The 21,402-nt window shown below is 40.6% G+C and carries 15 protein-coding genes, 20 tRNA genes and 5 rRNA genes; all 40 read left to right on the top strand.

What is annotated here, in order from left to right; translation table 11 throughout:
• Complete coding sequence (locus tag CDIF1296T_RS00780; protein WP_009895197.1) at positions 1–270, top strand: KOW domain-containing RNA-binding protein; 270 nt, start codon at positions 1–3, stop codon at positions 268–270.
• Positions 271–307: 37 nt separating this feature from the next.
• The gene (gene infA, locus CDIF1296T_RS00785) at positions 308–526 is read left to right on the top strand and encodes a translation initiation factor IF-1 (protein WP_003421127.1); all 219 of its coding nucleotides are present in this window, start codon (positions 308–310) and stop codon (positions 524–526) included.
• Positions 527–561: 35 nt separating this feature from the next.
• A complete protein-coding gene (gene rpmJ / locus CDIF1296T_RS00790) occupies positions 562–675 on the top strand; it encodes a 50S ribosomal protein L36 (RefSeq protein WP_002509257.1) in 114 nt (37 codons plus the stop codon).
• Positions 676–827: 152 nt separating this feature from the next.
• A complete protein-coding gene (gene rpsM, locus CDIF1296T_RS00795) occupies positions 828–1,199 on the top strand; it encodes a 30S ribosomal protein S13 (RefSeq protein WP_003421125.1) in 372 nt (123 codons plus the stop codon).
• Between the two features lie 35 nt (positions 1,200–1,234).
• Positions 1,235–1,633: a 30S ribosomal protein S11 gene (gene rpsK, locus CDIF1296T_RS00800; RefSeq protein WP_003421122.1), complete on the top strand. Its 399-nt coding sequence runs from the start codon at positions 1,235–1,237 to the stop codon at positions 1,631–1,633.
• A 31-nt stretch (positions 1,634–1,664) separates the two neighbouring features.
• The gene (gene rpsD / locus CDIF1296T_RS00805) at positions 1,665–2,288 is read left to right on the top strand and encodes a 30S ribosomal protein S4 (RefSeq protein ID WP_003421121.1); all 624 of its coding nucleotides are present in this window, start codon (positions 1,665–1,667) and stop codon (positions 2,286–2,288) included.
• Between the two features lie 77 nt (positions 2,289–2,365).
• Complete coding sequence (locus tag CDIF1296T_RS00810) at positions 2,366–3,313, top strand: DNA-directed RNA polymerase subunit alpha (RefSeq protein WP_003427733.1); 948 nt, start codon at positions 2,366–2,368, stop codon at positions 3,311–3,313.
• Between the two features lie 20 nt (positions 3,314–3,333).
• Positions 3,334–3,675 carry a 50S ribosomal protein L17 gene (gene rplQ / locus CDIF1296T_RS00815; protein ID WP_003421117.1) on the top strand — a complete coding sequence of 114 codons (342 nt, stop codon included), beginning with the start codon at positions 3,334–3,336 and terminating at the stop codon, positions 3,673–3,675.
• 119 nt (positions 3,676–3,794) lie between these two features.
• Positions 3,795–4,628 (top strand): energy-coupling factor transporter ATPase, encoded by an 834-nt coding sequence (locus CDIF1296T_RS00820; protein ID WP_003435660.1) that lies wholly within the window; start codon positions 3,795–3,797, stop codon positions 4,626–4,628.
• Positions 4,616–5,482 carry an energy-coupling factor transporter ATPase gene (locus tag CDIF1296T_RS00825; protein WP_003435657.1) on the top strand — a complete coding sequence of 289 codons (867 nt, stop codon included), beginning with the start codon at positions 4,616–4,618 and terminating at the stop codon, positions 5,480–5,482. Before CDIF1296T_RS00820 ends, CDIF1296T_RS00825 begins: the two co-directional genes overlap by 13 nt.
• On the top strand, positions 5,476–6,279 hold the full coding sequence (locus tag CDIF1296T_RS00830) for an energy-coupling factor transporter transmembrane component T family protein (RefSeq protein ID WP_018112566.1): 804 nt from the start codon (positions 5,476–5,478) through the stop codon (positions 6,277–6,279). Before CDIF1296T_RS00825 ends, CDIF1296T_RS00830 begins: the two co-directional genes overlap by 7 nt.
• A gap of 31 nt (positions 6,280–6,310) precedes the next feature.
• Positions 6,311–7,042 carry a tRNA pseudouridine(38-40) synthase TruA gene (gene truA / locus CDIF1296T_RS00835; RefSeq protein ID WP_003435654.1) on the top strand — a complete coding sequence of 244 codons (732 nt, stop codon included), beginning with the start codon at positions 6,311–6,313 and terminating at the stop codon, positions 7,040–7,042.
• 119 nt (positions 7,043–7,161) lie between these two features.
• Entirely contained in the window at positions 7,162–7,593 is a 432-nt protein-coding gene (gene rplM, locus CDIF1296T_RS00840) for a 50S ribosomal protein L13 (protein WP_003421107.1), read from the top strand.
• Between the two features lie 28 nt (positions 7,594–7,621).
• Positions 7,622–8,014: a 30S ribosomal protein S9 gene (gene rpsI, locus CDIF1296T_RS00845; RefSeq protein ID WP_003421105.1), complete on the top strand. Its 393-nt coding sequence runs from the start codon at positions 7,622–7,624 to the stop codon at positions 8,012–8,014.
• Between the two features lie 506 nt (positions 8,015–8,520).
• Entirely contained in the window at positions 8,521–9,225 is a 705-nt protein-coding gene (gene cwlD, locus CDIF1296T_RS00850) for an N-acetylmuramoyl-L-alanine amidase CwlD (protein ID WP_021370836.1), read from the top strand.
• Positions 9,226–9,508: 283 nt separating this feature from the next.
• Positions 9,509–11,011 (top strand): 16S ribosomal RNA (locus tag CDIF1296T_RS00855).
• A gap of 55 nt (positions 11,012–11,066) precedes the next feature.
• Positions 11,067–11,142, top strand: a tRNA-Ala gene (locus CDIF1296T_RS00860).
• A 372-nt stretch (positions 11,143–11,514) separates the two neighbouring features.
• Positions 11,515–14,412, top strand: a 23S ribosomal RNA gene (locus CDIF1296T_RS00865).
• A 132-nt stretch (positions 14,413–14,544) separates the two neighbouring features.
• Positions 14,545–14,661 (top strand): 5S ribosomal RNA (gene rrf / locus CDIF1296T_RS00870).
• A 6-nt stretch (positions 14,662–14,667) separates the two neighbouring features.
• A tRNA-Asn gene (locus CDIF1296T_RS00875) sits at positions 14,668–14,742 on the top strand.
• 4 nt (positions 14,743–14,746) lie between these two features.
• Positions 14,747–14,821 (top strand) — tRNA-Glu (locus tag CDIF1296T_RS00880).
• Positions 14,822–14,826: 5 nt separating this feature from the next.
• Positions 14,827–14,902 (top strand) — tRNA-Val (locus tag CDIF1296T_RS00885).
• Positions 14,903–14,907: 5 nt separating this feature from the next.
• A tRNA-Asp gene (locus tag CDIF1296T_RS00890) sits at positions 14,908–14,984 on the top strand.
• Positions 14,985–14,994: 10 nt separating this feature from the next.
• Positions 14,995–15,069, top strand: a tRNA-Thr gene (locus CDIF1296T_RS00895).
• A 14-nt stretch (positions 15,070–15,083) separates the two neighbouring features.
• Positions 15,084–15,168 (top strand) — tRNA-Tyr (locus CDIF1296T_RS00900).
• A gap of 9 nt (positions 15,169–15,177) precedes the next feature.
• Positions 15,178–15,251 (top strand) — tRNA-Gly (locus CDIF1296T_RS00905).
• A gap of 10 nt (positions 15,252–15,261) precedes the next feature.
• A tRNA-Arg gene (locus CDIF1296T_RS00910) sits at positions 15,262–15,338 on the top strand.
• A gap of 9 nt (positions 15,339–15,347) precedes the next feature.
• Positions 15,348–15,423: transfer RNA gene (locus tag CDIF1296T_RS00915), tRNA-Gln, on the top strand.
• Between the two features lie 11 nt (positions 15,424–15,434).
• Positions 15,435–15,510: transfer RNA gene (locus CDIF1296T_RS00920), tRNA-Lys, on the top strand.
• Positions 15,511–15,512: 2 nt separating this feature from the next.
• Positions 15,513–15,601: transfer RNA gene (locus CDIF1296T_RS00925), tRNA-Ser, on the top strand.
• A gap of 17 nt (positions 15,602–15,618) precedes the next feature.
• Positions 15,619–15,709: transfer RNA gene (locus CDIF1296T_RS00930), tRNA-Ser, on the top strand.
• A gap of 8 nt (positions 15,710–15,717) precedes the next feature.
• Positions 15,718–15,794, top strand: a tRNA-Pro gene (locus CDIF1296T_RS00935).
• 85 nt (positions 15,795–15,879) lie between these two features.
• Positions 15,880–15,955 (top strand) — tRNA-Trp (locus tag CDIF1296T_RS00940).
• A gap of 60 nt (positions 15,956–16,015) precedes the next feature.
• Positions 16,016–16,092, top strand: a tRNA-Pro gene (locus CDIF1296T_RS00945).
• Between the two features lie 6 nt (positions 16,093–16,098).
• Positions 16,099–16,175, top strand: a tRNA-Ile gene (locus CDIF1296T_RS00950).
• Between the two features lie 3 nt (positions 16,176–16,178).
• Positions 16,179–16,254: transfer RNA gene (locus CDIF1296T_RS00955), tRNA-Phe, on the top strand.
• Between the two features lie 7 nt (positions 16,255–16,261).
• Positions 16,262–16,338 (top strand) — tRNA-Met (locus tag CDIF1296T_RS00960).
• A gap of 116 nt (positions 16,339–16,454) precedes the next feature.
• Positions 16,455–17,957: ribosomal RNA gene (locus CDIF1296T_RS00965) — 16S ribosomal RNA — on the top strand.
• Positions 17,958–18,012: 55 nt separating this feature from the next.
• Positions 18,013–18,088 (top strand) — tRNA-Ala (locus CDIF1296T_RS00970).
• 313 nt (positions 18,089–18,401) lie between these two features.
• Positions 18,402–21,299 (top strand): 23S ribosomal RNA (locus tag CDIF1296T_RS00975).
• The 16S, 23S and 5S rRNA genes sit together here with 20 tRNA genes alongside, the layout of an rRNA operon.
• Positions 21,300–21,402 lie beyond the last annotated feature (103 nt).

Consider the following 21,402-nt stretch of genomic DNA (forward strand, 5'->3'; position numbering starts at 1 on the left):
GTGCTATCAGATAATTTAAGTATAGGTCAAGTTGTTAAAGTTTCATTAGGACGAGATAAAGGAAATTTATTCTTTGTAGTCAAAATAATTAATAATGAATATGTATTAATAGCTGATGGAAAAAAGAGAAAACTTGACAAACCTAAGTTAAAGAAAGTGAAGCACTTAAAAAAATATAATTTTATTAATGATGAAGTTAGAAAAAGAGTAGTATCTGGACAAGAGATTACAGATTCTTTTTTAAGAGCTGAACTTACTAAGTTAAATTAGATAATTTAACTTATTGAAATGGAGGGCTGGTTAGTTAATGGCCAAAAAAGATGTTATAGAATTAGAAGGTACAGTTTCAGAAGCTTTACCTAATGCTATGTTCAAAGTTAAACTAGAAAATGGACATGAGATATTATGCCACATTTCTGGAAAGCTAAGAATGAACTTCATAAGAATTCTTGAAGGTGACAAGGTGAATGTTGAACTTTCTCCATATGACCTTACAAGAGGAAGAATTACTTGGCGTAAGAAGTAGACTATATTAATATTTAGTCTAAGGAGGGATTAATAATGAAGGTTAGACCATCAGTAAAACCAATATGTGAAAAATGTAAAGTAATAAAAAGAAAAGGAAAAGTAATGGTTATCTGTGAAAATCCAAAGCATAAGCAAAAGCAAGGATAAGAAATTATTACTAGCATTTTGTTAAATTTTATAGTATAATACTATATTGTGATGTTAACAAAAGAACGTTAAAATCGTTGAACAATCTGGCGTAGGATTGGCATATGATGTGAAGTTTTAAACACTAAAAACTATGTGTAGGAGGTGCGATCATGGCAAGAATAGCTGGGGTAGATTTACCTAGAGAAAAAAGAGCGGAGATAGGCTTAACTTATATATATGGTATAGGTAAAGCAACTGCTAACGAAATATTAGCTAAGGCTGAGATAAATCCAGATACTAGAATAAAAGATTTATCAGAAGATCAAGTTAATGAGTTAAGAAAAGTTATAGATGACGATTTCTTAGTTGAAGGTGACTTAAGAAGAGAAATTGCTTTAAACATAAAGAGATTAAGAGATATAAAATGTTATAGAGGAATAAGACACGCTAAAGGTCTTCCATTAAGAGGACAAAGAACTAAGACTAATGCTAGAACTAGAAAAGGTCCTAGAAAAACAGTATCTCGTAAAAAGAAAAAATAAATAAATAATAACTAGATGAAGGAGGGAAAAGGAAAATGGCTAAACCAAAAAAGAAAGTTACACGTATTAGAAGAAGAGAACGTAAAAATATAGAACGTGGTCATGCTCATATACAATCAACTTTCAATAATACAATAATAACTTTAACTGACGTTCACGGAAATGCTATATCTTGGGCAAGTTCTGGACAATTAGGATTCAAAGGATCAAGAAAATCAACTCCATTTGCATCTCAAATGGCTGCTGAAACAGCTGCAAAAGCTGCGATGGAACACGGACTAAAAAGTGTTGAGGTATTCGTAAAGGGGCCAGGTTCAGGAAGAGAAGCTGCAATAAGAGCTTTACAAGCAACTGGACTAGAAGTAACTATGATAAAAGACGTTACTCCAATCCCACATAACGGATGCAGACCACCAAAGAGAAGAAGAGTGTAATTAATAAGAGTACAATAGGAGGTGTAGATAAATGGCAAGATATACAGGTGCATCATGTAGACAATGCCGTAGAGAGGGAATGAAATTATTCCTTAAAGGTGATAGATGTTATACAGACAAATGTGCTATAGTAAAAAGAAACTATGCTCCAGGTCAACATGGCCAAGGAAGAAAGAAAGTTTCTAACTATGGATTACAATTAAGAGAAAAACAAAAAGTTAAAAGAATATATGGAGTTTTAGAGACTCAATTTAGAAATTTATATGAACGTGCTGAAAATATGCCTGGTAAAGCAGGTGAGAACTTATTAAGTTTATTAGAGAGAAGATTAGATAATGTAGTTTACAGAATGGGACTAGCATCTTCTAGAAAAGAAGCTAGACAATTAGTGACTCATGGTCATTTCACTTTAAATGGAAATAAAGTAGACATACCTTCATTAATAGTTAAGGTTGGAGATGTTATAGAAGTTAAAGAGAAATCAAGATCTTCTGCAAAATTCAAAAATTTAGTAGAAGTTAACTCAAGAATAGCTCCTAAGTGGTTAGAAGCTAATGTAGAAGGAATGACAGCAAAAGTAGTTGGTGTTCCAACAAGAGAAGATATAGATCTTGAGATAGCAGAGCACTTAATCATAGAACTTTACTCTAAATAATAAGCACACTTTTAAAAATTATTTTAAAATTTTGTTTACCCTCAGTGGATTACTGAATTTTAAGGAGGGTTTTGTCCATGATAGAAATAGAAAAGCCAAAAGTAGATATAGTTGAGCTTAGCGAAGACTATAGATATGGTAAGTTTGTTATAGAGCCTCTAGAAAGAGGATATGGAATAACTATAGGTAACGCATTAAGAAGAATATTATTATCATCATTACCAGGTGTAGCAGTGAATGCTATAAAAATAGATGGAGTTCTTCATGAATTTTCAACAATACCTGGTGTTAAAGAAGATGTTACTGAGATAATATTAACTTTAAAAGAGCTTTCAGCAACTATAGATGGTGAAGGAAGTAGAACACTTAAAATAGAAGCTCAAGGACCATGCTCTATCACAGGTGCAGATATAATCTGTCCTCCAGATGTTGAAATATTAAGTAAAGATTTAGCAATAGCTACATTAGATGATAATGCTAAACTTAATATGGAGATATTTGTAGATAAAGGTAGAGGTTATGTTTCTGCTGAAGAAAATAAAACAGAGAATGTTCCAATAGGTGTTTTACCTGTAGATTCAATATATACTCCTGTTGAGAAGGTTAGTTATCATGTGGAAAACACAAGAGTTGGTCAAAAAACAGATTATGATAAATTAGTACTAGAAGTTTGGACTAATGGTAGTATAAATCCTCAAGAGGGAATATCATTAGCTGCAAAGGTATTAGTTGAGCATTTAAACTTATTTATAGACTTAACTGAACATGTAAGTAGTGTTGAAATCATGGTAGAAAAAGAAGAAGATCAAAAAGAAAAAGTTCTTGAAATGACTATAGAAGAATTAGATTTATCAGTTAGATCATATAACTGTTTAAAGAGAGCGGGAATTAATACAGTTGAAGAATTAGCTAATAAATCTGAGGATGATATGATGAAGGTTAGAAACCTAGGTAAGAAGTCATTAGAAGAGGTAATACAAAAACTAGAAGAACTTGGATTGGGATTAAAACCAAGTGAAGAATAGCGAGCAAAGGAGGGATAAGAATGGCTAAGTACCGTAAATTAGGACGTGAAACAGCTCACAGAAACCTTATGTTAAGAAACTTAGTAACTTGCTTACTAAGAAGTGGAAGAATAGAAACTACAGTGACTAGAGCGAAAGAAACTCGTAGAATGGCTGAAAAGATGATAACTCTTGCTAAGAGAGGAGATCTTCATGCTAGAAGACAAGTTTTAGCTTATGTTATGGATGAAACAGTAGTTAATAACTTATTCACAGATTTAGCTCCAAAATATGCTGAGAGAAATGGTGGATACACTAGAATAATAAAAATAGGGCCAAGAAAAGGCGATGCTGCTGAAATGGCTTTTATAGAATTAGTATAGTAAGGAAAGGATTAGGCTTGATGGCTTAATCTTTTTTTTATTTTTTTGACTAAGGTATGATATAATAATGTGTAAAATGATTTTTATAAGTTATTGCTTACTAAAAGGAGTATGAGTTAATGGATAATATAGTAAAGGTAAATAATATTTCGTTTGAGTATATTACAGATGAAGCAAAACTTAAAGCAATAGATAATTTAAGCCTAGATGTTAAAAAAGGAGAATTTGTTGCGATAATAGGACATAATGGTTCTGGTAAGTCTACTTTATCTAAAAACTTAAATGCTATTCTTATGCCTACTGAAGGAAATATTCTTATTGATGATATGGATACTAAAGAAGAAGAAAGATTATGGGATATAAGACAAACTGCAGGCATGGTATTTCAAAATCCAGATAATCAAATAGTTGCTACTATAGTAGAAGAAGACGTTGCATTTGGACCTGAGAACTTAGGTATAGAACCAAAAGAAATAAGACGAATTGTAGAGGAGTCTTTAAAAAGTGTAGGTATGTATGATTTAAGAGATAGACAGCCTCATTTGTTATCAGGAGGTCAAAAGCAAAGAGTTGCAATAGCAGGAATTATTGCTATGAGGCCTAAATGTATAATATTTGATGAAGCAACAGCAATGTTAGATCCATCTGGAAGAAAAGAAGTTATGAAAACAATAAAAAGACTTAATAAGGAAGAAAATATAACTGTTATACATATAACGCACTTTATGGAAGAAGCAGTAGAAGCTGATAGAGTTGTAGTTATGGAAAAAGGAAAGAAAATCTTAGAGGGAACTCCTAGAGAAGTATTCAGTAAAATAAAGATGTTAAAGGAAATCGGTTTAGATGTACCTTGTATGACAGAGTTATCTAGTTTATTAATAGAAGAAGGTATAAATATTAGTAGTGATATATTAACTGTGGATGAGATGGTGATGGAATTATGTCAATTATAGTAAAGAATTTAACACATATATATAATGAAGGGATGCCTTTTGCAAGTAAGGCACTTGATGATGTTTCTTTTGAGATTAAAGATAGAGATTTTGTTGGTCTTATAGGTCATACAGGCTCAGGAAAATCTACATTAATACAACATTTAAATGGATTACTAAAGCCTTCCTCAGGAGAAATATTTATAAATGATTTTAATATAACAGATAAAAACTTGAATTTAACTGAGATTAGAAAAAGAGTAGGGGTTGTATTTCAATATCCAGAATACCAATTGTTTGAAGAAACGATTGATAAAGATATAGCTTTTGGACCCTCTAATTTAGGCTTAGAGGAGTCTGAGATACATAACAGGGTAAAAGCATCAATGGAAGCTGTAGGACTTGATTATGAGGGATTTAAAGACAAATCTCCTTTTGAATTATCTGGGGGACAAAAGCGTAGAGTAGCAATTGCTGGAGTTATAGCCATGAACCCAGAAGTTCTCATATTGGATGAACCAACTGCTGGTCTTGACCCTGGTGGAAGAGATGAAATTTTTAACTTAATAAAAGACTTACATGAAAAAAAGAATATGACTATAATACTATCATCACATAGTATGGATGATATGGCAAAGTTAGCAAAAACTTTAATTGTTATGAATCATGGTAGCGTAGAATTTATGGGAACTCCTAGAGAAGTATTTAAATCAAATGCTAGTAAATTAAAAGATATAGGATTAGATATTCCACAAGTTTTAGAGCTTGCATTGAAATTGAGAGAAAAAGGCTTTGACATCAGTGAGGATATATTGACTTTAGAAGAAGCAAAACAGGAAATATTAAAAGTTGTGAGAGGACGAGGATTATGTTAAAAGATATAACTATAGGGCAATACTACCCAACAAGTTCTGCTATTCATAAATTAGATCCAAGGATAAAGCTTGTAGCGACAATTGTATTTATGGTATCTATATTTGTAGTAAATAAATTTTGGCCTTATATAGTAGTTTTATTATGTTTATTAGCTATGATAAAATTGGCTAATATACCAGTCAAATATATTGTTAAGGGTGTTAAACCTCTTAAATGGATTATTTTGTTTACATTTCTTATAAATATTTTTTTCTTACCAGGTGATGAAATATGGTCATTTGGATTTTTAGCTATTACAAAACAGGGTCTAAGACAAGCAATTTTTATGGCAATAAGATTAATATTTTTAGTAGTTGGTACATCATTGCTTACTTTAACAACTTCACCAATAGAATTAACTGATGGAATAGAGAGATTGTTGAATCCATTTAAGAAAATTGGTTTGCCAGTTCATGAACTTGCAATGATGATGACAATTGCTTTACGTTTTATTCCTACATTGTTAGATGAGACAGACAAAATAATGAAGGCTCAGATGTCTAGAGGTGCAGATTTTGAAAGTAAGAATCTTATAAATAGAGCAAAGAATTTAGTACCACTTTTGGTACCTTTATTTGTAAGTGCATTTAGAAGAGCTGATGAATTGGCTATGGCCATGGAGGCCAGATGTTACAGAGGTGGACATAATAGGACTAAGATGAGAGAGTCTGTTATATTAAGAAGGGATTATATGGCATGTGTATTTCAGGTTGTTTATCTGGGAGCAATTATAGCTACTAGATTTATAGCAATTTAATTAATAAGTTATAGATATAATGAGGTAAAGTATGAGAAATATAAAAATTAAAATCCAATACAATGGTAAGAATTATTGTGGATGGCAAAAGCAACCTGATTCTTTAGGGATACAAGGTACAATTGAAAGGGCTATATATGATATAACAAAAGAAGAAACCAGTCTTATAGGGTCTGGTAGAACTGATTCAGGAGTTCATGCTATTGGTCAGATTGCAAATTTTAAAATTAATTCAGGTATAAGTATAGAAAGTATACCAATGGCACTAAATGCCAAGTTGCCAAAAGACATATCAGTTATAGAAGCATGTGAAGTAAATGATGATTTTCACTCCAGATACAGTGCAAAAGGTAAAACATATAAATATTTAGTATATAATAGCAAGTTTAGAAATCCAATACTTAGTGAGATATCATATCAAGTAAAATATGAACTTGATTTTGATAAAATGTGTTCAGAAGCAAAAAGTTTATTAGGAACACATGATTTTAAAGGTTTTATGAGTTCTGGTTCATCTGTAAAAGATACAGTTAGAACGATATATGATATTGATATAAGTAAAAAAGATGACTTGATTACTTTTGAGATTAGTGGTAATGGTTTTTTATATAACATGGTGAGGATTATTGTTGGAACACTTGTTGATATGGGTCGTGGCAGAATTAACGAACCATTTTTAGATATAATACAATCAAAAACTAGGTCAAGATGTGGACATACAGCTCCAGCACAAGGATTATTTCTCAAAAAAGTTCATTATTAACTTGACACACCAGGCTACATGTATTAAAATATATGAGAATGTGTTAATAAGTCCACTTGCCCCGGACTTGACATAAACGGTAAAAAAATTTTATGAAAAGTAGTTAAGGAGGGACAGTTATGAAAAGTTATATAGCTAAGCCAGCTGATGTACAAAGAAAATGGTACTTAGTTGATGCTGAAGGAAAAACATTAGGTCGTTTAGCAACAGAAATTGCGACAGTATTGAGAGGTAAACATAAACCAACATTTACTCCTCACGTTGATGGTGGAGATTTTGTTGTTGTAGTAAATGCAGAAAAAATAGTTTTAAGTGGTAAGAAATTAGATCAAAAATATTACAGATACCATACTGGTTATGTAGGTGGATTAAAAGAAATATCTTATAGAGATATGATGGATAAGAAACCAGAAGAAGTTATATCACATGCTGTAAGCGGTATGTTACCTAAAAATAAATTAAGAAGCAGAATGATGACTAGATTAAGAGTATTTGCAGGTGCTGAGCACACTCATGCAGCTCAAAATCCAGAAGTTTTAAACTTTAAATAAGATTAATAGGTGAAAGGAGGAGTTTATAATGGCTAACGTTCAATATTATGGAACTGGAAGAAGAAAAAGTTCTGTTGCTAGAGTAAGACTAGTTGCAGGTGAAGGAAATATATTAGTAAATGGAAGAGCATTAGAAAATTATTTTAATTATGAGACATTAATAAGAGATGTTAAACAACCATTAGTTTTAACTGGTAATGAAAATAAATATGATGTTATAGTAAAAGTTGAAGGTGGAGGATTCACTGGACAAGCTGGAGCTATAAGACATGGAATATCTAGAGCTTTATTAAAAGCTGATTTAGATTTAAGACCTGCTTTAAAGAAAGAAGGTTTCTTAACTAGAGATGCAAGAATGAAGGAAAGAAAGAAATACGGATTAAAAGCAGCAAGAAGAGCTCCACAATTCTCAAAAAGATAATTACTTATTTTTTTGGAAAAGCAAAATCTTTTATTTACTGTTATTCAGAAAGTATTGGTATTTTAAAAATGTTGGGTTAAGTTAATTATTGATATATAATAAAATAATAAGATATCTTATTAGGATGTTTTTCATTAAGAAGAACATCCTTTTTATTTTGACTATTTAATAAAAAACATATGCTAATAACATTTAAATTTTATTTTTATAATATTGTAATTTAAAAGTTTATATAAGGTTATATATTTTAAGATATTATTTAACAATATAAATTCTGAATATACGTTATCAAAGTTTATAATATAAACTAAGTATAATTTATTGTATAGTATTGAATGTTAGATAAACATAGTGAATTAAATAGGGGCAGAAATATAATATCATTACATAATAATATATTAATACCAATAAATAAAGATATATCAATATTAAAAAAATTTAAATGTTTGTACTAATATATGGAATATTATGGTGTTTTTATAAGTATACATATACAGGGTGATGTTGTGAGAAAGTACATAAAACATATAATTTTTAGTTTTGCAATGATATGTCTAGTAGTAGTATCCATATTTGAAATTAAAAATATTTCTGAAGATGTTATCAAGTATATGCCAGTAACAAACAAAACTATAATTTTAGATGCTGGTCATGGAGGCATTGATCCAGGTGCATTAAATAAGGATAAGAGTACATCTGAAAAGGATATTAACCTAGCAATAACACTTAAGCTTAGAGAGCTTATAGAATCAAGTGGTGGCCTTGTAATATTAACTCGAGAAGATGACAGTAGCCTTTATAAAGAAGAAAATAATAAAACTACAAGACAAAAATATAATGAGAATTTGAAAAATAGAAAAGAAATAATATCTAATTCTAATGCCAATATGTTTGTCTCTATACATCTTAATGCATTTGAACAATCAAAATACTATGGAGCTCAAACTTTTTATCCTAAAGACAAACAAGACAGTAAAGCATTATCGAAGTGTATTCAAGAAGAACTTAAAAGAGTAGTAGATAAGACAAACAACAGAGAAGTCAAACCAAGGGATGATATATATCTTTTGAAAGAAAATAATATTCCATCAGTACTGATAGAATGTGGTTTTTTATCAAATGAAAAAGAGTGTAAACTCTTAACTGATGAAACATATCAAGAAAAAATAGCATGGGCAATCTACATAGGAATACAAAAATATTTAAGTTGAAATAACTATAAAAATAGGTCTAAATATGTAAATAGCTTGTATTAAAGCAGTTAAAATGCATTAATATAGGCTATTTTTATTTTGACAAAAAAATATTTAAAATAAAAGTTAAAAAGTTGTTGACTTAGAATAATATAGATGATATTATATATGAGTGCCCAAAAGGAGCACCAAAATAAGACAAAAGAACTTTGAAAATTAAACAGTAGGTTAATTTATAAACAAGAAACAAACCATAAAGCCAGATATTTTGATAACAATAGTATCTGAGCCTGATAAACTTTTATTTGAGAGTTTGATCCTGGCTCAGGATGAACGCTGGCGGCGTGCCTAACACATGCAAGTTGAGCGATTTACTTCGGTAAAGAGCGGCGGACGGGTGAGTAACGCGTGGGTAACCTACCCTGTACACACGGATAACATACCGAAAGGTATGCTAATACGGGATAATATATTTGAGAGGCATCTCTTGAATATCAAAGGTGAGCCAGTACAGGATGGACCCGCGTCTGATTAGCTAGTTGGTAAGGTAACGGCTTACCAAGGCGACGATCAGTAGCCGACCTGAGAGGGTGATCGGCCACATTGGAACTGAGACACGGTCCAAACTCCTACGGGAGGCAGCAGTGGGGAATATTGCACAATGGGCGAAAGCCTGATGCAGCAACGCCGCGTGAGTGATGAAGGCCTTCGGGTCGTAAAACTCTGTCCTCAAGGAAGATAATGACGGTACTTGAGGAGGAAGCCCCGGCTAACTACGTGCCAGCAGCCGCGGTAATACGTAGGGGGCTAGCGTTATCCGGATTTACTGGGCGTAAAGGGTGCGTAGGCGGTCTTTCAAGTCAGGAGTGAAAGGCTACGGCTCAACCGTAGTAAGCTCTTGAAACTGGGAGACTTGAGTGCAGGAGAGGAGAGTGGAATTCCTAGTGTAGCGGTGAAATGCGTAGATATTAGGAGGAACACCAGTTGCGAAGGCGGCTCTCTGGACTGTAACTGACGCTGAGGCACGAAAGCGTGGGGAGCAAACAGGATTAGATACCCTGGTAGTCCACGCTGTAAACGATGAGTACTAGGTGTCGGGGGTTACCCCCTTCGGTGCCGCAGCTAACGCATTAAGTACTCCGCCTGGGAAGTACGCTCGCAAGAGTGAAACTCAAAGGAATTGACGGGGACCCGCACAAGTAGCGGAGCATGTGGTTTAATTCGAAGCAACGCGAAGAACCTTACCTAAGCTTGACATCCCAATGACATCTCCTTAATCGGAGAGTTCCCTTCGGGGACATTGGTGACAGGTGGTGCATGGTTGTCGTCAGCTCGTGTCGTGAGATGTTGGGTTAAGTCCCGCAACGAGCGCAACCCTTGTCTTTAGTTGCCATCATTAAGTTGGGCACTCTAGAGAGACTGCCAGGGATAACCTGGAGGAAGGTGGGGATGACGTCAAATCATCATGCCCCTTATGCTTAGGGCTACACACGTGCTACAATGGGTAGTACAGAGGGTTGCCAAGCCGTAAGGTGGAGCTAATCCCTTAAAGCTACTCTCAGTTCGGATTGTAGGCTGAAACTCGCCTACATGAAGCTGGAGTTACTAGTAATCGCAGATCAGAATGCTGCGGTGAATGCGTTCCCGGGTCTTGTACACACCGCCCGTCACACCACGGGAGTTGGAGACGCCCGAAGCCGATTATCTAACCTTTTGGAAGAAGTCGTCGAAGGTGGAATCAATAACTGGGGTGAAGTCGTAACAAGGTAGCCGTATCGGAAGGTGCGGCTGGATCACCTCCTTTCTAAGGAGAATTGCCTACTGTTTAATTTTGAAAGTTCTTTACGAACTTTATATATGGGGGTGTAGCTCAGTTGGGAGAGCACTTGCCTTGCAAGCAAGGGGTCAGGAGTTCGACTCTCCTCATCTCCACCATTTAAGAGTATATTACTTAAATCTTTGATTTACTTAGTAGCCTCTTACAATGCACTTATAGCTTAAATTTATACAAGCTTTGTGTGTTAGCACTTTAAGCAACAGAATAAACTGAACGCATGTGAAGTTTGTTTGTTGGCGCTGTGCGTTAGCACTTTAAGTAACGGAATAATCTGAGTGAATACGAAGGTTGTTCGTTGACGTGGTGCGTTAGCACTTTAAGCAACGGAATTTATTCGTTGGCGCCGTGCGTTAGCACTTTGAAAACTGCATATATATTTAGTGATATGACATCTAATTTGTAATATAAAGCTGATAACTTTTTAAAATTATCGAAGTTGATAGCTTCTAATCTATCAAACCTTTTTAACTGGTCAAGTTATTAAGGGTGCAGGGCGGATGCCTTGGCACTAGGAGCCGATGAAGGACGTGATAAGCTGCGATAAGCTTCGGGGAGTTGCACGTAAACTTTGATCCGAAGATTTCCGAATGAGGAAACTCACTTAGAGTAATGTCTAAGTATCATTAAGTGAATACATAGCTTAATGAGGGGAACTCAGGGAACTGAAACATCTAAGTACCTGAAGGAAGAGAAAGAAATTCGATTCCGTAAGTAGCGGCGAGCGAACGCGGATTAGCCCAAACCAATAAAGTTTTCTTTATTGGGGTTGCGGACATATCATAACGAAGAGGTATCGTAATTGAAGAGGTTTGGAAAGACCCACCACAGAAGGTAATAGTCCTGTATGTTAAACGAGAAGACTTTAGATATGATCCAGAGTACCACGGGACACGTGAAACCCTGTGGGAAGCAGGAGGGACCACCCTCCAAGGCTAAATACTACCTAGTGACCGATAGCGTATAGTACCGTGAGGGAAAGGTGAAAAGAACCCCGGGAGGGGAGTGAAATAGAACCTGAAACCCTGCACTTACAAGCTGTGGAAGCACATTTCTTGTGTGACCGCGTACTTTTTGTAGAACGGGCCAACGAGTTACGTTAAGTAGCAAGGTTAAGCACTTAAGGTGTGGAGCCGTAGCGAAAGCGAGTTTTAACTGAGCGTTCAGTTACTTGACGTAGACCCGAAACCGGGCGACCTACCCATGAGCAGGATGAAGCGAAAGTAAAATTTCGTGGAGGTCCGAACCCACGAGCGTTGAAAAGCTCGGGGATGACTTGTGGGTAGCGGTGAAATTCCAATCGAGCCCGGAGATAGCTGGTTCTCCCCGAAATAGCTTTAGGGCTAGCCTCAAGGTGAGAGATACGGAGGTAGAGCACTGAATGTCCTAGGGGGTATTGCACCTACCGAAGACTATCAAACTCCGAATGCCGTCATCTTATACTTGGGAGTCAGACTGTGGGTGATAAGATTCATAGTCGAAAGGGCAACAGCCCAGATCGTCAGCTAAGGTCCCTAAATGTAAGTTAAGTGGTAAAGGATGTGGGATTGCACAGACAACCAGGATGTTGGCTTAGAAGCAGCCACTCATTCAAAGAGTGCGTAATAGCTCACTGGTCGAGTGATCCTGCGCCGAAGATTTCCGGGGCTAAAACTTACTACCGAAGCTACGGCATCAGTAATGATGGGTAGGGGAGCTTCCCATACGGGTTGAAGCATGACCGTAAGGACATGTGGACAGTATGGGAGTGAGAATGTTGGCATGAGTAGCGAGATGTGGGTGAGAATCCCACAGGCCGTAAACCCAAGGTTTCCAGGGGAAGGTTCGTCCGCCCTGGGTTAGTCGGGACCTAAGCTGAGGCCGAAAGGCGTAGGTGATGGACAACAGGTTGATATTCCTGTACTACCGATAACCGTTTGAGAGAAGGGATGACACAGTAGGATAAGCTAAGCACACTGTTGGTTATGTGTGCCCAAGCATTGAGGCAGTCAAAGTAGGCAAATCCGCTTTGATAATGCTGGGATGTGATGGGGAGCGAAATTTAGTAGCGAAGTAGCTGATTTCACACTGTCAAGAAAAGTCTCTATCGAGGTTAAAGGTACCCGTACCGCAAACCGACACAGGTGGGTGAGGAGAGTATCCTAAGGCCAGCGAGAGAACTGTTGTTAAGGAACTCGGCAAAATGACCCCGTAACTTAGGGATAAGGGGTGCCACCATCAGGTGGCCGCAGAGAATAGGCCCAAGCGACTGTTTACCAAAAACATAGGTTTCTGCTAAGTCGCAAGACGATGTATAGGAGCTGACGCCTGCCCGGTGCTGGAAGGTTAAGGGGATCTGTTAGAGCAATCGAAGCAGTGAACTTAAGCCCCAGTAAACGGCGGCCGTAACTATAACGGTCCTAAGGTAGCGAAATTCCTTGTCGGGTAAGTTCCGACCCGCACGAAAGGCGTAACGATTTGGGCACTGTCTCAACAACAGACTCGGTGAAATTGTAATTCCGGTGAAGATGCCGGATACCTGCGACAGGACGGAAAGACCCCATGGAGCTTTACTGTAGCTTGACATTGGGTCTTGGTACTACATGTACAGGATAGGTGGGAGGCTTTGAAACCAGGACGCCAGTTTTGGCGGAGCCATCCTTGGGATACCACCCTTGTAGTACTGGGACTCTAACCATAGACCATGAATCTGGTCTTGGGACACTGTCAGGTGGGCAGTTTGACTGGGGCGGTCGCCTCCCAAAAGGTAACGGAGGCGCTCAAAGGTTCTCTCAGTACGGTCGGAAATCGTACGTAGAGTGTAAAGGCAAAAGAGAGCTTGATTGCAAGACATACAGGTCGAGCAAGGATGAAAATCGGACTTAGTGATCCGGTGGTTCTGCGTGGAAGGGCCATCGCTCAACGGATAAAAGCTACCCTGGGGATAACAGGCTTATCTCCCCCAAGAGTCCACATCGACGGGGAGGTTTGGCACCTCGATGTCGGCTCATCACATCCTGGGGCTGTAGTAGGTCCCAAGGGTTGGGCTGTTCGCCCATTAAAGTGGTACGCGAGCTGGGTTCAGAACGTCGTGAGACAGTTCGGTCCCTATCCGTCGCAGGCGTAGGAAATTTGAGAAGACCTGTCCTTAGTACGAGAGGACCGGGATGGACGTACCTCTGGTGTACCAGTTGTCCTGCCAAGGGCATGGCTGGGTAGCTATGTACGGAATGGATAAGCGCTGAAAGCATCTAAGCGCGAAGCCAACTTCAAGATAAGATTTCCCACCGCAAGGGTAAGACCCCAGAAAGACTATCTGGTTGATAGGTCGAAGGTGTAAGTGCAGCAATGTATTTAGCTTATCGATACTAATAGGTCGAGGACTTGACCAATATTATTTGATGTCATTCATTAAGATATATGTGCAGTTTTTAGAGTGTTAACTCTAAAAAAAAATAAAAAAAGTATTGACAAAAATAGTAAAAAATGTTAATATTATACTTGTCCTAGCAACAAGAAAAAAATGTGGTTATAATAGCGGAGAAGATACACCTGTTTCCATTCCGAACACAGAAGTTAAGTTCTCTAGCGCTGATGGTACTTGGTGGGAAACTACCTGGGAGAGTAGGACATAGCCACGTGAATGTTCCAAGGTAGCTCAACGGTGGAGCAACCGGCTGTTAACCGGTAGGCTGTGGGTTCGAGCCCCACCCTTGGAGCCATTATGGCTCGTTGGTCAAGAGGTTAAGACACCGCCCTTTCACGGCGGTAACAGGGGTTCAATTCCCCTACGAGTCACCATTTGTGGGATCATAGCTCAGCTGGGAGAGCACCTGCCTTACAAGCAGGGGGTCACAGGTTCGAGCCCTGTTGGTCCCACCATTTGCGGCCTGGTAGTTCAGTTGGTTAGAATGCCAGCCTGTCACGCTGGAGGTCGAGGGTTCGAGCCCCTTCCAGGTCGCCAAAATAAAAATGCTGGTGTGGCTCAACGGTAGAGCAGCTGACTTGTAATCAGCAGGTTGTAGGTTCGATTCCTATCACCAGCTCCATGTAAAACTAATACGGAGGATTTCCCGAGCGGCCAAAGGGGGCAGACTGTAAATCTGTTGTCATCGACTTCGGTGGTTCGAATCCACCATCCTCCACCAATTAAATATGCGGGTGTAGCTCAATGGTAGAGTTCTGGCCTTCCAAGCCAGCTGTGAGGGTTCGATCCCCTTCACCCGCTCCAAAGAAAGCGTGGGTGCATAGCTCAGCTGGATAGAGCAACGCCCTTCTAAGGCGTGTGTCCGGGGTTCGAATCCCTGTGCGCTCACCACATATATATTGGGGATTAGCCAAGTCGGTAAGGCACATGACTTTGACTCATGTATGCGTAGGTTCGAGTCCTGCATCCCCAGCCAAATAAAAATATGGTCTATTAGCTCAGTCGGTAGAGCACCTGACTTTTAATCAGGGTGTCCCGCGTTCGAGTCGCGGATAGATCACCAATGGAGAGGTGTCCGAGTGGTTTAAGGAGCTGGTCTTGAAAACCAGTGACTTCGAAAGGGGCCGTGGGTTCGAATCCCACCCTCTCCGCCAAAAAAATGACTGAATTTGGAGAAGTACTCAAGTGGCTCAAGAGGATCCCCTGCTAAGGGATTAGGCTGGGTAACCGGTGCGAGGGTTCGAATCCCTCCTTCTCCGCCATTCAAAAACGAGGTGTAGCGCAGTTTGGTAGCGCACATGGTTTGGGACCATGGGGCCGGGGGTTCGAGTCCCTTCACCTCGACCAACTTAAGCTTTTAGTTCAGTTGGTTAGAGTGCCCAACTCATGGCTAGTAATTCTAGGGTTTGAGTCCATGAAGGTTATTCTTCATAGGGGTGTAGCTCAGTTGGTAGAGCGTCGGTCTCCAAAACCGTGCGCCGGGGGTTCGAGTCCCTCCACCCCTGCCAAATAAAAAGGACTTGAAAAAAGTTGGATTTTAGAGTAGTATAAGATAGTAAATAAGATTTCGAGGTGTAGCGCAGTTTGGTAGCGCACATGGTTTGGGACCATGGGGCCGGGGGTTCGAGTCCCTTCACCTCGACCAAGAAAAGGGCCTATAGCTCAGGTGGTTAGAGCGCACGCCTGATAAGCGTGAGGTCGCTGGTTCGAGTCCAGCTAGGCCCACCATTTGCCCAGATAGCTCAGTCGGTAGAGCAGGGGACTGAAAATCCCCGTGTCGGTGGTTCGATTCCGCCTCTGGGCACCAGGAATACGGCGGTATAGCTTAGTTGGCTAGAGCGTTCGGTTCATACCCGAAAGGTCATAGGTTCGACTCCTATTACCGCTACCATCTAACTATATCAATAAAGAACTTTGAAAATTAAACAGTAGGTTAATTTATAAAACAAGAAACAAACCATAAAGCCAGATATTTTGATAACAATAGTATCTGAGCCTGATAAACTTTTATTTGAGAGTTTGATCCTGGCTCAGGATGAACGCTGGCGGCGTGCCTAACACATGCAAGTTGAGCGATTTACTTCGGTAAAGAGCGGCGGACGGGTGAGTAACGCGTGGGTAACCTACCCTGTACACACGGATAACATACCGAAAGGTATGCTAATACGGGATAATATATTTGAGAGGCATCTCTTGAATATCAAAGGTGAGCCAGTACAGGATGGACCCGCGTCTGATTAGCTAGTTGGTAAGGTAACGGCTTACCAAGGCGACGATCAGTAGCCGACCTGAGAGGGTGATCGGCCACATTGGAACTGAGACACGGTCCAAACTCCTACGGGAGGCAGCAGTGGGGAATATTGCACAATGGGCGAAAGCCTGATGCAGCAACGCCGCGTGAGTGATGAAGGCCTTCGGGTCGTAAAACTCTGTCCTCAAGGAAGATAATGACGGTACTTGAGGAGGAAGCCCCGGCTAACTACGTGCCAGCAGCCGCGGTAATACGTAGGGGGCTAGCGTTATCCGGATTTACTGGGCGTAAAGGGTGCGTAGGCGGTCTTTCAAGTCAGGAGTGAAAGGCTACGGCTCAACCGTAGTAAGCTCTTGAAACTGGGAGACTTGAGTGCAGGAGAGGAGAGTGGAATTCCTAGTGTAGCGGTGAAATGCGTAGATATTAGGAGGAACACCAGTTGCGAAGGCGGCTCTCTGGACTGTAACTGACGCTGAGGCACGAAAGCGTGGGGAGCAAACAGGATTAGATACCCTGGTAGTCCACGCTGTAAACGATGAGTACTAGGTGTCGGGGGTTACCCCCTTCGGTGCCGCAGCTAACGCATTAAGTACTCCGCCTGGGAAGTACGCTCGCAAGAGTGAAACTCAAAGGAATTGACGGGGACCCGCACAAGTAGCGGAGCATGTGGTTTAATTCGAAGCAACGCGAAGAACCTTACCTAAGCTTGACATCCCAATGACATCTCCTTAATCGGAGAGTTCCCTTCGGGGACATTGGTGACAGGTGGTGCATGGTTGTCGTCAGCTCGTGTCGTGAGATGTTGGGTTAAGTCCCGCAACGAGCGCAACCCTTGTCTTTAGTTGCCATCATTAAGTTGGGCACTCTAGAGAGACTGCCAGGGATAACCTGGAGGAAGGTGGGGATGACGTCAAATCATCATGCCCCTTATGCTTAGGGCTACACACGTGCTACAATGGGTAGTACAGAGGGTTGCCAAGCCGTAAGGTGGAGCTAATCCCTTAAAGCTACTCTCAGTTCGGATTGTAGGCTGAAACTCGCCTACATGAAGCTGGAGTTACTAGTAATCGCAGATCAGAATGCTGCGGTGAATGCGTTCCCGGGTCTTGTACACACCGCCCGTCACACCACGGGAGTTGGAGACGCCCGAAGCCGATTATCTAACCTTTTGGAAGAAGTCGTCGAAGGTGGAATCAATAACTGGGGTGAAGTCGTAACAAGGTAGCCGTATCGGAAGGTGCGGCTGGATCACCTCCTTTCTAAGGAGAATTGCCTACTGTTTAATTTTGAAAGTTCTTTACGAACTTTATATATGGGGGTGTAGCTCAGTTGGGAGAGCACTTGCCTTGCAAGCAAGGGGTCAGGAGTTCGACTCTCCTCATCTCCACCATTTAAGAGTATATTACTTAAATCTTTGATTTACTTAGTAGCCTCTTACAATGCACTTATAGCTTAAATTTATACAAGCTTTGTGTGTTAGCACTTTAAGCAACGGAATAATCTTAGTGAATACGAAGGTTGTTCGTTGACGTGGTGCATTAGCACTTTTAAGCAACGGAATTTATTCGTTAGCGCCGTGCTTTAGCACTTTGAAAACTGCATATATATTTAGTGATATGACATCTAATTTGTAATATATAAAGCTGATAACTTTTTAAAATTATCGAAGTTGATAGCTTCTAATCTATCAAACCTTTTTAACTGGTCAAGTTATTAAGGGTGCAGGGCGGATGCCTTGGCACTAGGAGCCGATGAAGGACGTGATAAGCTGCGATAAGCTTCGGGGAGTTGCACGTAAACTTTGATCCGAAGATTTCCGAATGAGGAAACTCACTTAGAGTAATGTCTAAGTATCATTAAGTGAATACATAGCTTAATGAGGGGAACTCAGGGAACTGAAACATCTAAGTACCTGAAGGAAGAGAAAGAAATTCGATTCCGTAAGTAGCGGCGAGCGAACGCGGATTAGCCCAAACCAATAAAGTTTTCTTTATTGGGGTTGCGGACATATCATAACGAAGAGGTATCGTAATTGAAGAGGTTTGGAAAGACCCACCACAGAAGGTAATAGTCCTGTATGTTAAACGAGAAGACTTTAGATATGATCCAGAGTACCACGGGACACGTGAAACCCTGTGGGAAGCAGGAGGGACCACCCTCCAAGGCTAAATACTACCTAGTGACCGATAGCGTATAGTACCGTGAGGGAAAGGTGAAAAGAACCCCGGGAGGGGAGTGAAATAGAACCTGAAACCCTGCACTTACAAGCTGTGGAAGCACATTTCTTGTGTGACCGCGTACTTTTTGTAGAACGGGCCAACGAGTTACGTTAAGTAGCAAGGTTAAGCACTTAAGGTGCGGAGCCGTAGCGAAAGCGAGTTTTAACTGAGCGTTCAGTTACTTGACGTAGACCCGAAACCGGGCGACCTACCCATGAGCAGGATGAAGCGAAAGTAAAATTTCGTGGAGGTCCGAACCCACGAGCGTTGAAAAGCTCGGGGATGACTTGTGGGTAGCGGTGAAATTCCAATCGAGCCCGGAGATAGCTGGTTCTCCCCGAAATAGCTTTAGGGCTAGCCTCAAGGTGAGAGATACGGAGGTAGAGCACTGAATGTCCTAGGGGGTATTGCACCTACCGAAGACTATCAAACTCCGAATGCCGTCATCTTATACTTGGGAGTCAGACTGTGGGTGATAAGATTCATAGTCGAAAGGGCAACAGCCCAGATCGTCAGCTAAGGTCCCTAAATGTAAGTTAAGTGGTAAAGGATGTGGGATTGCACAGACAACCAGGATGTTGGCTTAGAAGCAGCCACTCATTCAAAGAGTGCGTAATAGCTCACTGGTCGAGTGATCCTGCGCCGAAGATTTCCGGGGCTAAAACTTACTACCGAAGCTACGGCATCAGTAATGATGGGTAGGGGAGCTTCCCATACGGGTTGAAGCATGACCGTAAGGACATGTGGACAGTATGGGAGTGAGAATGTTGGCATGAGTAGCGAGATGTGGGTGAGAATCCCACAGGCCGTAAACCCAAGGTTTCCAGGGGAAGGTTCGTCCGCCCTGGGTTAGTCGGGACCTAAGCTGAGGCCGAAAGGCGTAGGTGATGGACAACAGGTTGATATTCCTGTACTACCGATAACCGTTTGAGAGAAGGGATGACACAGTAGGATAAGCTAAGCACACTGTTGGTTATGTGTGCCCAAGCATTGAGGCAGTCAAAGTAGGCAAATCCGCTTTGATAATGCTGGGATGTGATGGGGAGCGAAATTTAGTAGCGAAGTAGCTGATTTCACACTGTCAAGAAAAGTCTCTATCGAGGTTAAAGGTACCCGTACCGCAAACCGACACAGGTGGGTGAGGAGAGTATCCTAAGGCCAGCGAGAGAACTGTTGTTAAGGAACTCGGCAAAATGACCCCGTAACTTAGGGATAAGGGGTGCCACCATCAGGTGGCCGCAGAGAATAGGCCCAAGCGACTGTTTACCAAAAACATAGGTTTCTGCTAAGTCGCAAGACGATGTATAGGAGCTGACGCCTGCCCGGTGCTGGAAGGTTAAGGGGATCTGTTAGAGCAATCGAAGCAGTGAACTTAAGCCCCAGTAAACGGCGGCCGTAACTATAACGGTCCTAAGGTAGCGAAATTCCTTGTCGGGTAAGTTCCGACCCGCACGAAAGGCGTAACGATTTGGGCACTGTCTCAACAACAGACTCGGTGAAATTGTAATTCCGGTGAAGATGCCGGATACCTGCGACAGGACGGAAAGACCCCATGGAGCTTTACTGTAGCTTGACATTGGGTCTTGGTACTACATGTACAGGATAGGTGGGAGGCTTTGAAACCAGGACGCCAGTTTTGGCGGAGCCATCCTTGGGATACCACCCTTGTAGTACTGGGACTCTAACCATAGGCCATGAATCTGGTCTTGGGACACTGTCAGGTGGGCAGTTTGACTGGGGCGGTCGCCTCCCAAAAGGTAACGGAGGCGCTCAAAGGTTCTCTCAGTACGGTCGGAAATCGTACGTAGAGTGTAAAGGCAAAAGAGAGCTTGATTGCAAGACATACAGGTCGAGCAAGGATGAAAATCGGACTTAGTGATCCGGTGGTTCTGCGTGGAAGGGCCATCGCTCAACGGATAAAAGCTACCCTGGGGATAACAGGCTTATCTCCCCCAAGAGTCCACATCGACGGGGAGGTTTGGCACCTCGATGTCGGCTCATCACATCCTGGGGCTGTAGTAGGTCCCAAGGGTTGGGCTGTTCGCCCATTAAAGTGGTACGCGAGCTGGGTTCAGAACGTCGTGAGACAGTTCGGTCCCTATCCGTCGCAGGCGTAGGAAATTTGAGAAGACCTGTCCTTAGTACGAGAGGACCGGGATGGACGTACCTCTGGTGTACCAGTTGTCCTGCCAAGGGCATGGCTGGGTAGCTATGTGCGGAATGGATAAGCGCTGAAAGCATCTAAGCGCGAAGCCAACTTCAAGATAAGATTTCCCACCGCAAGGGTAAGACCCCAGAAAGACTATCTGGTTGATAGGTCGAAGGTGTAAGTGCAGCAATGTATTTAGCTTATCGATACTAATAGGTCGAGGACTTGACCAATATTATTTGATGTTCATTCATTAAGATATATGTGTAGTTTTTAGAGTGCTAACTCTAAAGAAACTAGTATTACTAGGTTCTATAAACTTATTAAAAACTTAAT

Origin of the sequence: Clostridioides difficile ATCC 9689 = DSM 1296, from assembly GCF_001077535.1 — a bacterium.
GTDB lineage: Bacteria > Bacillota > Clostridia > Peptostreptococcales > Peptostreptococcaceae > Clostridioides > Clostridioides difficile.

Coding starts and splice junctions, on each gene's coding strand:
- rpsK (WP_003421122.1), top strand. CDS start 1,235: ATGGCTAAACCAAAAAAGAAAGTTACACGTATTAGAAGAAGAGAACGT.
- rpsI (WP_003421105.1), top strand. CDS start 7,622: ATGGCTAACGTTCAATATTATGGAACTGGAAGAAGAAAAAGTTCTGTT.
- CDIF1296T_RS00820 (WP_003435660.1), top strand. CDS start 3,795: ATGGATAATATAGTAAAGGTAAATAATATTTCGTTTGAGTATATTACA.
- truA (WP_003435654.1), top strand. CDS start 6,311: ATGAGAAATATAAAAATTAAAATCCAATACAATGGTAAGAATTATTGT.
- rpsM (WP_003421125.1), top strand. CDS start 828: ATGGCAAGAATAGCTGGGGTAGATTTACCTAGAGAAAAAAGAGCGGAG.
- CDIF1296T_RS00825 (WP_003435657.1), top strand. CDS start 4,616: ATGTCAATTATAGTAAAGAATTTAACACATATATATAATGAAGGGATG.
- CDIF1296T_RS00810 (WP_003427733.1), top strand. CDS start 2,366: ATGATAGAAATAGAAAAGCCAAAAGTAGATATAGTTGAGCTTAGCGAA.
- infA (WP_003421127.1), top strand. CDS start 308: ATGGCCAAAAAAGATGTTATAGAATTAGAAGGTACAGTTTCAGAAGCT.
- CDIF1296T_RS00830 (WP_018112566.1), top strand. CDS start 5,476: ATGTTAAAAGATATAACTATAGGGCAATACTACCCAACAAGTTCTGCT.
- rpsD (WP_003421121.1), top strand. CDS start 1,665: ATGGCAAGATATACAGGTGCATCATGTAGACAATGCCGTAGAGAGGGA.
- rplQ (WP_003421117.1), top strand. CDS start 3,334: ATGGCTAAGTACCGTAAATTAGGACGTGAAACAGCTCACAGAAACCTT.
- rplM (WP_003421107.1), top strand. CDS start 7,162: ATGAAAAGTTATATAGCTAAGCCAGCTGATGTACAAAGAAAATGGTAC.
- rpmJ (WP_002509257.1), top strand. CDS start 562: ATGAAGGTTAGACCATCAGTAAAACCAATATGTGAAAAATGTAAAGTA.